Annotated in this window: 7 protein-coding genes; all 7 read right to left on the bottom strand. The window is 58.6% G+C overall.

The window, feature by feature from the left end; translation table 11 throughout:
* Positions 1 to 15: 15 nt before the first annotated feature.
* From KI811_RS00080 to KI811_RS00110, 7 genes are read right to left on the bottom strand one after another with little or no spacing between them, the layout of a single operon-like run.
* Entirely contained in the window at positions 16 to 1,002 is a 987-nt protein-coding gene (locus KI811_RS00080) for a type-F conjugative transfer system pilin assembly protein TrbC (protein WP_214184453.1), read from the bottom strand.
* A complete protein-coding gene (locus KI811_RS00085; protein ID WP_214184454.1) occupies positions 978 to 2,000 on the bottom strand; it encodes a TraU family protein in 1,023 nt (340 codons plus the stop codon). The genes KI811_RS00080 and KI811_RS00085 overlap by 25 nt, the downstream gene beginning before the upstream one ends.
* Positions 1,984 to 2,451 carry a hypothetical protein gene (locus KI811_RS00090; RefSeq protein ID WP_214184455.1) on the bottom strand — a complete coding sequence of 156 codons (468 nt, stop codon included), beginning with the start codon at positions 2,449 to 2,451 and terminating at the stop codon, positions 1,984 to 1,986. Before KI811_RS00090 ends, KI811_RS00085 begins: the two co-directional genes overlap by 17 nt.
* A complete protein-coding gene (locus KI811_RS00095; protein WP_214184456.1) occupies positions 2,448 to 3,092 on the bottom strand; it encodes a hypothetical protein in 645 nt (214 codons plus the stop codon). The genes KI811_RS00090 and KI811_RS00095 overlap by 4 nt, the downstream gene beginning before the upstream one ends.
* On the bottom strand, positions 3,089 to 6,463 hold the full coding sequence (traN, locus tag KI811_RS00100; protein WP_214184457.1) for a conjugal transfer protein TraN: 3,375 nt from the start codon (positions 6,461 to 6,463) through the stop codon (positions 3,089 to 3,091). The genes KI811_RS00095 and traN overlap by 4 nt, the downstream gene beginning before the upstream one ends.
* A gap of 6 nt (positions 6,464 to 6,469) precedes the next feature.
* Positions 6,470 to 8,467 carry a hypothetical protein gene (locus KI811_RS00105; protein ID WP_246551247.1) on the bottom strand — a complete coding sequence of 666 codons (1,998 nt, stop codon included), beginning with the start codon at positions 8,465 to 8,467 and terminating at the stop codon, positions 6,470 to 6,472.
* Complete coding sequence (locus KI811_RS00110) at positions 8,430 to 10,877, bottom strand: TraC family protein (protein ID WP_214184459.1); 2,448 nt, start codon at positions 10,875 to 10,877, stop codon at positions 8,430 to 8,432. Before KI811_RS00110 ends, KI811_RS00105 begins: the two co-directional genes overlap by 38 nt.
* Between the last annotated feature and the right edge of the window lie 4 nt (positions 10,878 to 10,881).

Genomic DNA, 10,881 nt, shown 5'->3' on the forward strand with positions numbered 1-10,881 from the left:
ACTCTCTTTCCTCGTTCATTTCCGGTCACCCGGAGTGGCCAGGAGTGCGGCCAGTGAATCCGAATCGCTCTCCTTCCGGATCTGGTCGAGCAGATATTCCAGTCTGGCGTCTCCGTATGCCGCATAGTGATCCGAGATGGCGGTGTTCTTGGGATCGCCCTCGCTCAAACCGGCATCCTCGGCCTTGAGCCCGCGGACATAGACCACGGCGGGAACACGGTCGATCCGGTACCGGCGGAATAACAGGGGATCGACGACCAGCCCTGCCGGAAGCATCTCGCAGTCACCGTCCTGGGGGCGGCACGCCGGGTCGCGCTGCAGCACCGAAGCGATGAAGCCGATGGTCGGTTGGATTTTCGATACCCCACCCACGAAACCGCGCATGACCAGGGAAACATTCGGGTCGCCCAGTCTGGCCACGGAAGCCGCATAGTTCCTGATAGTCGCAAGCGGCATTGCCGACGAGATGAAGACGTAAACCCGCTCCGAAGCGGACAACTTTCCCTTCGACACCTCTTTGCCCTTGTCTGCGTAGTAACCGGTGATCTTGTCCCCGAATACTTCCGACTTGATCCGCTCTGTCTCGTTCAGTACCTGCAGCTGGAATTCATCCGAGTGGTAGTAGGAATCGAGCGTTCCGGCCAGGTCGGTCATCTCTTTCTCATGCCGGTTCCCGGGAACGGTCATCTGTTTTGCAAGCCGATCGGCATTGGACAGGCTATTGGCCAGGTCCGGCACGGTCAGCCCCTCCACATCAGTCTCCTTCCACAAGGCTCCCTCCACGACTACCTTCACTTTCTTCAGCGTTGACTGGATGAAGGCCCGGCCCGGCTTGCCGGTGCAGGCGCCGACTTTCCTGAGATGGACCGTATCCTCCGCCACCCTGTCCACCACGCAGCAGGTGTCGGGAGTGGCGATGTATCCGGGAGTGCCGGCAGCGGCAACCGCGCAGGGCGAGGCAATCGCAAGCAAGGAGATCAATTGAGCGCATAGCCGACGCAACAGACCCTCCTTCGTGTCAGTGACCAGAGAAAATTGTCAGGCGACGTATTGGTAGTCCCGAAGGGTGGATTCTTAGCCGTCCCCCAGATCAGCGACGGCCGGCCGATGGGGATGCAGTCGTTACCACGTACCGGCCTGGCAACCTGGAGCCGGTAGTTGCTTTTGACCAGAATTGGAGTGACGACACCGGCGCTGGCGCACTGGTTGATGCCGGTATCGTAAAGGAGCGTCTCACGCCCTAGTTTGAACAGCATCCGGGCTGCCAGTCCGGCATTGACGTTGAACGGGTTGTTCTCGATCATGCTCCCCGACAGGGGGTAGAATGAGCCCCAGCTCCCCATGCACCAGAACAGGGGATCGATAGGATACGACATGGTCGCCCCCACGCTGTCGGCAACGCACGCCAGCTGCGACACCGGGTTGCCGAACAGGAGCGCCTCCGGATTGATGATGAACGACAGGCTGTCGTCGTTCCACATGGGGTCCACTTCCGTCATGTAGGCCAGGTCGAAGGCCTTGTTTTCTGCACAAGGGAAATCCATGAACAGCTTCAGGATCGACCAGGCCGGAAAATAGAAGTAATGGGCCTGCTGGAAGGCATAGTCGGAGTCACCGTACTCCTTGCTCCGGTTCTCCCCGGACGAGAAGCCCGGCTTCGGGTTGGTCATGCCGGTGCCCATGACCGGGAAACAGAACGGGTCCTTCACGGTCTCGATCAGACGGGCATGCTCCCAGAAGGCGGTGGACACCCCGATGATCAAAACCCCCTTGCTATCCGGACAGGCGCACACCGGCGAGGTAACATTGCCTGGAGCCGGCTCGGCACCGTTGCCGTAGGAGACGCTCCCCATCTTCACCGGGAACATGCACTGCCAGCAGATGTCCGTCACCGGGTTGAGCACCTTCCCCTTGCAGGCACCACCGGCCCCGTAGGCGAGCGGCACTGTCATGATGAACACAATCAGCGTGATGAGCGGGATGTTATGGTTCAGGTTCATCCTCATACCGCACCTTGAATTCGGACCCTTCGTCCGTGATGATGATTGACCGCTTATTCCCGGTCGGATAGCGACCGGCAGTACCTTTGCCATTGGTGGAACTGCTGTTGACCTGGAGCTGCTCCGGGGATATCTCGCCCCAATCGCGGGCACGGAACCGATTCTGCATTGTCAGCACCTCTTCCATGAACTTCCCGTCACTGCTGAAATCATCCAGGACCCTGCGTGTCAGCACGAATTGCTTCCCCCGCTCAGAATCCGTACCCTCGGATGTTGGTCTGGTGGCAGCCCTGCCGGCCATCGCCACCCAACTGACCGGCGCCAGGATCGGCGCTGCCACGGATGGCAGGCGGGATGTCTCCTCCACCTTTGTCCATGTTTCATGGGAACACCCGGCACACAGCGCAAGGATGCAAACTGTTGCCAGGCGGTGAGATATCTGCGACTTCATGGCGACTCCTTTCTGCCTTGTGCTGGTGTACCGATACCCTTTGTCAGCTTGACCTCCGTTACCTCCATGATCCGCCCCTTCTGCCTGACAACTGACGGCACCGCCTGTAACTTGAGCCTTTCAACGATCTTCCGGTCGGCATAGAACAGCGGGCGGCTGATCCTCTTCGATACAGCCCCGAAGCTCCCCCCGGTGAGAAGGAGTGTCACATCGAGCCGTTTGTCATACTCGGATGCGGCAAACCACTTCACCTGCTCCGGATCGGTACCGTCGATGACCACGAGAGTCTTCGGATAGGTCACGTAATCGAGGGGGTTGAAGGTGTACCCCTTCGGATAGAGGACTCCCCCTTTACCGTCGGGAACATCTATTTCGGTGGTATAGGTCATATCAACCGGGAAGCTCCTGTTCCGCTTCGCACGCGGCAGACGCACCCGGTCCGGCGGCCCCTGGAAGTTCTCGACCTTCCGTTTGTCCAGTACCTTGTGCCAGTCCACCTGCTTGGCCCGTTCCTCGATCTCGGCCAGGGCATCCCGCTCCGCAATCCGGTACGTCATGCCGAAGTTGCCAAGCTCTTTGGCCTGCACCGATGAAACGCACAGGAACAGGGCTATCAGTGCCACTCCCGTGTGTTTGATCATTTCGGTGTCGCCTGGTACTTGTTCTGGATGTTCTGCATGATGGTCTGTTGCGAACCATCGATCTTGGTAGCAAGATCCTTCTGCACATCCTCGAAGTACTCCGAAAGATCGATCCGTGAGAAATCCAGTGCCTGGAACTCGTCGGGCGTGAAGCCGCGGCAGTTGGGTGCTTCCGGTACACCCCAGGCGCCGTTCGGCTGAAACGATTGCAGTTGCGGTCTCCCTTGTTCATGGATGATCCTCGCCATTTTCGAGTTGAAGCAGCAGTAGCTCTTGGCTTTCTGTACACACCCAACCAGCGGCCATTTCTTCTGGCAGTAGTCCCCCACGTAGTGACAGTCCTTGGCGGCATTCTGCATCCCGGTCTGGATATCACCCTGATCGCAACCGCTTCCCATCAGCACCTTCATAACCACCATGACAACAATGGCAATGGCAATTGTGGCCGGATTGAACAGCGCGGCAGCGTAAGCCTGAAGACCGGCGCCAAGGGCCGACGCACCCGTCGCCCCGCTGGCCATGGTGGCGTAGGCCCCGGTTGCTGCCGCTCCTGAGAGCGTGGTTGTAGTGCCGGTGGCCGTTACCACGGTCATGGAGGTGACCGCCCCGGTTGCCGTGGTCGAAATCGCCGATATCTGGGCCGCTCCGGTGACCAGTGCATTGCCGTAATAGGCTACCTGGCCGATTTCATAGGCCATCTGGATGCCCTGGGCGGCATACTGGATGTTGCTGCCGGTATCCTCCGAAGCCACTTTGTCGCTTTCGCAGCAGTTGTTGATATACCCGACCGTCATGCCGGGAGGACGGCAACGGGATGCCTTACCGTTGAAGATGTAAATCTGGCCGAGACACTGGCCGTTGGGATCACGCGGTCCATCATCCTGGAGCATCGACTCGTCAAGGGTGGTCGTCACTTCTGATCCGGGTGCTCCGGGATTGAAACAGGGGTTCGGGGAACACTGCATCTTGCCCTGGTATTCCATGCACGCGTACTGGGTCCCGAGCGGACAGGTATTAAACCCCTCGAAGCAGCTGTCCTTCTGCGGATTGTAGATGCCGGCAGCACTGCAGATCGGCACCGCCTCGCACTTGCCTATGGGAAGCGGTGTGTAGGTCGTTCCCGCCGGACAGTCGTGCTGAACATCGGATACGCACTTATCGAGCGTGGCAGAGAACGTGGTGGTAGCAGCCTGGGAGAAGGCCGGGTCCTTGGGGCAAGCTACGGGTTGAAGACACTTGAAGTCAGACTGGCTCCAGCTGTACGTGCCGCAGTTACGGGTCAGCGTGGCTTGACAAACATTGAGGCTCGCGTCGTAGGCTCCATTGGCGCATACCGGTGACGAGAAACAGAGATTGGCGGCCGCATCAAATGAGTAAGTGCCGCAATCCCTGGTGAGGGTTGCTTCACAGAGGTCCGTCGCCGTGTTCAGGGTGCCATTGGGACAGGAGGCCGCCAATACGCACAGCCCGCTGGCGCTGTCATAGGTTCCCTGGCTGCAGGTCGGCGTATAGGCAGCCCAGCAGACGTCGAGGTTCGGGTCGAAGTTGCCGCCGGTACAGGTCGGATTGGTGGCGGACAGGCACTGGTTGCCGTTGATCAGCGCTTGCCCCTGGGGACAAACCATCTGGGTCGATGACATGGTGAACGAACCGGACAGCATCCAGTCGCTGGCCGGCGAGCCGTCGGCACAGTAGCGGTCCATGAAGTAGTAGCTGCAGTTGCCGACACTGTCGCATTGCAACGCCGAAAGCGCATACCCGGTGCTGGTCAGCTCGGTCCTGCTCAGCAGATTGAGCGGCGACTGGATGGTGATCGAGTCTGAGCCAAGGCAGCAGTAGTTGGCAACAACACTCACCTGTCCTTGCGGGCCGCTCGGGCAGGAAATATTGACGTTGCAGCAGGAGTCGGCGTAAGAGGCGCAGAGGAATGACTTCGGACTGCAGGCGAGCACCTGCTGTGAGCTGGCGCTGGTGATGGCGTCACACTTGTTGGTCACTCCGTTGTAGGTGGTTCCGAGCGGGCATTCCGGGGCCTTTTCACAGCGGCCCCGGGAACTGTTATAGCTGTAGCCGCCCGGACATGATGGCACAAAGGGCTGGGCGCATATATTGTAGGTGGCGTTGTAGCTGCCATAGGTACAGATCGGCGACCGTTCGCACTTGCCGGTCGCAGCGTTGTATGCATAGCCATTGGCTGTGTCGCAGACCGGCATCCAGGCCTTTTCACACCGATCCTTTGCCACGACAAACGCTCCTCCGTCAGCGCACGTTGCCGACTTCACGCAGCGATCATAGGTCGGACTGGCCGGATTGGCATCATAGACATAGCCCACGGGGCAATCGTTCTGAACCAGCTTTTCACAGCGGTCAGCAACCGGATTGAAGGTGCCGTTTTCTGGACAGATGACATTCTTCACGCATTTATCGATGCCGGCATCCCAAGTATAGCCGCTGCCACAGATGTTCTGGGCCGTGGCCTGACACATGTCACGGGTCGTCTCCAGAGTAGAGCCAGCCGGACAGACAGGTGCGGTGTAGGTTTCCACGCATTCCGTGGAACCGACCGGACAGAATTGTCCTTGAGTCGTCTGAATGCAGTTGGCCACTTCCCCCGGATCTCCGGCGTAGCCGTTGTTGTTCAGATCCTGACCGCACATGATGTTGTTGATGGCGTTGGGGTCGGGAGGCGGCGGTGGCGGTGGTGGCGGAGGCGGGGTTATCGTGCCGGGATCGATGTACGACAGGGCACAGTCGAGCTTACCGGGAAACTCGACAATCTGGGAACTCCTCGTCCCATCGATACCACTGGCCCAAATGCCGTCACTCCCCATGACGACCGCTTGCGGGTCCTGGCCGGCATAGGCGCCGGCAGCCGGCCATTTCGTAAAGGCAAGTCCGGAACCGTCAATGGCAGTGAAGCCAACGGAGCCGAACTCCTTCCAGGCATCGATATAGGTGCTCTTCTCCGATGAGGATGCCCCCAGATAGGCCCCATAGCGCTTGATCAGGAAATCCAATGTCTGCTGGCTGTCCACGCTGACCGGCTTGGCCGCCCCGAACTGTCCCAGTGACAGCATTCTCTTGAGCGATGCGGTGTCGGTGCCGGTCATCAGATACTCCCGGCTGATGTTTGCCGAGAAATCGTAATAGATGTCGGGAAGCGACTGGCTGCCGCTGACGGCTGATTTGGCGATGGCGTAGGTCTTGCCGTTGAATTCGGTGAAAAACGTCAGGGCGTCGATATAGCGATAGGTGGTTGCAGTCGAGATCATATCCTGACAACTGACAACAGCCTGTGCGGTGCCGGTTATCCCGGAGAGGGAAAGCAGAAGCACGGCATAAAGAATTGAATAGGCAAAGCGGAATAGCATCTGGTCTTACCTCGACTGCATCGGCTGTTTCTGGCCGCTGGAACAGATGTTGTCCTTACCGGCCAGCCTGAGCGTCTGGATCACCGTGGCAGCCTCGGCAAACTCGTTGATGCACTGGCAATCAATGACGATTTCTTCGCCCGGGTCGGCAGGACAGCTGTTGTTGATGCAGGTTTTGTAGAAGATGTCGTAGGACTGGGCGGGAACCCGCATATCGTTGACCGTGCCGGTCGTGGTCACCTGGGTATCGGTCTTGGCGATGCGGGTCTTGCAGGCCACTTCGCATTCAGAAGCCGGGTCACGTTGCGGCAGATTGATGCTGCCATTGGCTATGGTCCACCCGGTCGGACCAAGACGCGGGTCCTGGAACGTCAGGTTCGAGGTATTGTCGCTGGCGGAGGAAACCACCTGCCCGAAGCGGGTCGCCACGTCGGAGAAGTCGTATTGCGTGCTGCCGCAGACATAGGTACGCTTCTTGTGCCACCAGTCCCGGCAGATCTTATTAGTACCCACCTGACCAGTGAAGTTCTTGCAGGACGGGAGCGGATTAAAACCGGTCGGATTGAAGTTCTGGTAAGTCACGACACCGTCAATATCCTCTTCCTTGAGTCGGCAGTCCGGGTCGTTGGCCAGGGCTGCACATTTGTCTTCAACCCCTTCCGTGTAGGTATCTTCCTTGAAGTCGAAGAAATAGCTCCAGTCGAACGACACCCCCTGGGCGCCCTTGGCCGGGCAGACGATGCCGGTCTGAACAGAGGTATCGAAGCCGTTGATGATCCCGTCCACCGAGGCCGAAGCGGAGTTACAGCCGCCACCGCTCATGTTGTTCATGTTAAATGTGGCGGACATAAGCTGACCGAGCTTGGCGGGGTCCGGGGTCGAAACGGTCACGGTCTTGACCACATGCCAGCCATCCCCTCCGGGACTGCCGCCGCAGTTGTTGTGGGCCGCCCCCGGCCCGCCCGGGCCGGTGTCCAGATATTCCAGCTTGTAGGTCAGGTCATCGACCTTGTGAACCCGCATGTAGACCAGGTGATCGGTACAGAGTGAGCTGTTTCCGGAATCATTGAAGGATTTGACGGTAGTGTCGATCCGACCGACCCGGTCGATGGTGCAGCTGCTTGCCTTCCCCTGGGCGTTGCGGGCCGCGCCTGAATTGGAGATCAGGTAGTAAAGGCTGCTGGGATCGGAGGACTGGGAGATGGCGGTGGAATCCCTGGCAGCAGTCAGTTGCGGCCAGTTGTTGTAGTACCCCGACAGGGTGGAGACGGTCGGCGAGGACGCGAAAGCCGAGACACTTGCTGCGGCGTTGTTCGTCTGGGTTGTCACCTGCCCGTAGTAGGTGATGGTGGTGATGTCGGTGGCGACATTGGTGATGGTGAACTGAGTGTTGCTGGTATGGACGGCATTGACGATCCCGCCGCCAATGTCCTTTAGTACGATGGCGCTGTTCACCCAGACGAGGTTGCTGCCGCAACTACTGTTGATGCAGTAGCAGCCACCCAGGTCGGTGATGGAGGCTGGCGCTTCGGTGACCCGCCCGTCGGCATCGGCGGCCCAGGTGTAGTACTTGCAGTTCGACCAGCTGCCGGCAGTGCAGGAGATGAAGCCGTTGGCGCAGACTCCGGAAACGAGCGCCGGCACGGTGTGGACGTTGTCGATAGCGCCGTCTGTGTTGAGATCCTGGCTGACGATCACCTGCTGCAGGTCGCCGGTGCCTGACGGTTGGATCATTACCTCCAGGAACTTTGCCGATGAGGGGGCGTTCAGGGTCGCCGGGAAGCTGGTGGCGCCGTTCACCGTCTGCATGAGATTCGAGGAGTTGGTCATCGGCATCGAGATGTTGCTGTTGACGCCGCTTTTGGTGCCGAACCGGGAGAGAGCCGTCTGACCGGCACTTTGGCCGGCGGTCTTCCCGTCAACGGCCAGGGCATTCGAACTCACGAGCGCCATAGCCATGGTCAGGCTAGCTGCGGTATTTCTTGACCATCTCACGGATCGCATCCTCATAACTAACTCCGCCATCCACCATTGCCTCTATTTCCGCGATCTCGCTCGCATCGGACGTGAACACGTAATAGGAGAACGGATCGACTGCCAGCCTGCCGACGCCGGTGCCGAATGGTGTGTCCATGAAGATCTCCGAATACTTGGGCTTGTTGCTCTTGGTTGACTTCAGAATCCGCATGGTGAAGTCGTCGTAATCTAGGAGCTTCTCATCCAGGGCCTTCTCGAAGTCAGATGACTCCAGGAAGAACTTGAAGGCGGAGTTGTTCCTGATAACGTCGCCGACCCCGCCGAACAGCTTCATGTCGAGCACCGACTGAGTGATTATGGTGAAGCTCCCGCCGTATTTTCGGGCCCGGCGGTACCCCTCCTCGATGACCTCCTTCAGGGTCGAACTCTCGCCGAGAAATTGCCAGGCCTCATCAAAGACAATTAGCCGCTGATCCGACTTGTCGGAAAGGTAGAGGTCCTGGGTGACGGCATTGATTACTTGGAGGGTGACGACCCGGAACAGCTCCTTGCGGGACTTGAGATGCTCCAGTTCCAGCACCACGAACTCGTCGTTGGAGATATCGAGGCTGCTCTTGCCGTTGAAGAAGCGGCCAAAGGCCCCGTCGCTGCGGAAATCGGCTAGGTTGAAGGCCAGTCGGGAAGCGGCCTCTTTGATCTCGCCCCCTTCGGAGGAATAGCGGTCGAAGTTAGCCAGGTACTCGTAGACCGTGTCGATGCCGGCGTCATTCCCCTCCTGCTGCCAGGCCCAGCGCACGGCCCCTTTGATGAGGGTCATCTCGGTCTCGCTGGGGATGGTCTTGCCGGTTGAGAACACCATCTGGGCGACGATGGGAGCGATGACCGGGATGTCGTACTCGGGATCGATGATGTTGGTGAATGGGTTCAGACAGACCTGGGAATCCTCGCTGAAGTCCAGGTAGCGGGCGCCGAACAGCTTGGTCATCTTCTTGTAGGAGCCGCCGATGTCGATGATCCTGATCTTGGAGTTCATGGCGAAGTAGTTGTAAACCAGGTAGTTGATGAAGAAACTCTTGCCAGCGCCACTGGAGGCGCAGACCATGGCGTTGTGGTTGTTGACCCCCTTATTGAAAATGTCGAGGCCGAACAGATTCCCTTTCCGTCCGGCAAAAAGCATGACCGGCTTGCCGAGTCCGGAGAAATCCCCCTGGATCGGCAGGGTCACGGCGATGCTGTCCACCGGCATGATGTGGTCACGGTCGAGTGTGTCGATGTTGCTGCCGGTGTCATAGAGGCCGAAAGGCAGTGACGAGATGAACAGGATGGGCAGAATCCCCTTATCCTCCTGCATCACATACCCTTGCCCCTCCCAGACCCGTTTGGCCCGGGTGACGGACTCGTTCACCAGCCATTCATCGCTGCCGTAGACCCACATGATCGGGATGATCCGGTAGAACTTGGTGCCTCGTTCCAGTTCATCCACTGCCCAAAGATATTCGTCTTTCTTCCGGGCCAATGACGGGGCAAAGCTGCCTACCCCCTGCTGCTGCAGGACCATGTTGCACTTGGTGTGGAGCTTGTTCTTCTGGTTGCGTATGACGATGTTGAGGGTGAAGAAGAACGGCGTGCGGATCTGGTCGGAGTCAGTCGCCATCCCCATGATCCCGCCGAAGAGTTGGTTGGTTTGAATCGGATCGCCATTCAGAGGGAAAGATTTGGGGGTGACGCAGCGGAAATGCCTTTTATCGAATTTGAGTGACGTAAAGCGTTTCTCGATCTTAGTTCCAAGCAGTACCTGTTTGCGGATGATGTTCCTGTCATCATAGTGAGTCGAATTGCTGGACGGATCTTCGTTCAGCATTCGCCGCAGCCAGTCCAGCAGACGTCCCGGTTCCACCACGACCGGGGCGAGTCCGGCACCGCGCAGAACTTCCTGAATGGTGCCGAACACTTCATCTAGGTTCACATGATCTATCTCCCTGACCGGGAACTTCACGGTAAAGAACATCCGGAAGGTTCGCACCGGAATGCCGCTCAGACAGCCGAGCCCCTCCACCCCCTCCTGGAAGAACCGCATGACATTGTCGGAGACATCGTGGACCAACTTGCTGCTGCGCGTCTTCTGAGCCCCATAAGCATTGACAATCGGCTCGACAAACGGGTCGGCAAACAGGATGAACTGCATGACCGAACCTTCCGGCAGGTTGACGCGAAAGATTCCCTCCAGGGTCTTGATGCTTGTTTCGGAAGCGAATGCCAGCGGAGCGCACTCCCACATCATCCCGAAGGTGTTATCGGTGTTGAGGTAGATATTTTTCCTGTCGTCGTAGGCGATCCAGGGGAGGTAATCGGAGAACTTCTCCCGGCGGGATATCTGTTCCAGCTCGCCCTTGGTAATGCCGCCGTCCTTGCCGAATAGAGAGGACATGATCCCCATTGCG

This window comes from Geobacter hydrogenophilus (genome assembly GCF_018501225.1).
Taxonomy (GTDB): Bacteria; Desulfobacterota; Desulfuromonadia; order Geobacterales; family Geobacteraceae; genus Geobacter; species Geobacter hydrogenophilus.

What these genes read in the sequence shown, in the direction of transcription:
- traN (WP_214184457.1), bottom strand. Translation starts at nt 6,463, where the DNA reads ATGCTATTCCGCTTTGCCTATTCAATTCTTTATGCCGTGCTTCTGCTT.
- KI811_RS00110 (WP_214184459.1), bottom strand. Translation starts at nt 10,877, where the DNA reads ATGGGGATCATGTCCTCTCTATTCGGCAAGGACGGCGGCATTACCAAG.
- KI811_RS00105 (WP_246551247.1), bottom strand. Translation starts at nt 8,467, where the DNA reads ATGCGATCCGTGAGATGGTCAAGAAATACCGCAGCTAGCCTGACCATG.
- KI811_RS00085 (WP_214184454.1), bottom strand. Translation starts at nt 2,000, where the DNA reads ATGAACCTGAACCATAACATCCCGCTCATCACGCTGATTGTGTTCATC.
- KI811_RS00090 (WP_214184455.1), bottom strand. Translation starts at nt 2,451, where the DNA reads ATGAAGTCGCAGATATCTCACCGCCTGGCAACAGTTTGCATCCTTGCG.
- KI811_RS00095 (WP_214184456.1), bottom strand. Translation starts at nt 3,092, where the DNA reads ATGATCAAACACACGGGAGTGGCACTGATAGCCCTGTTCCTGTGCGTT.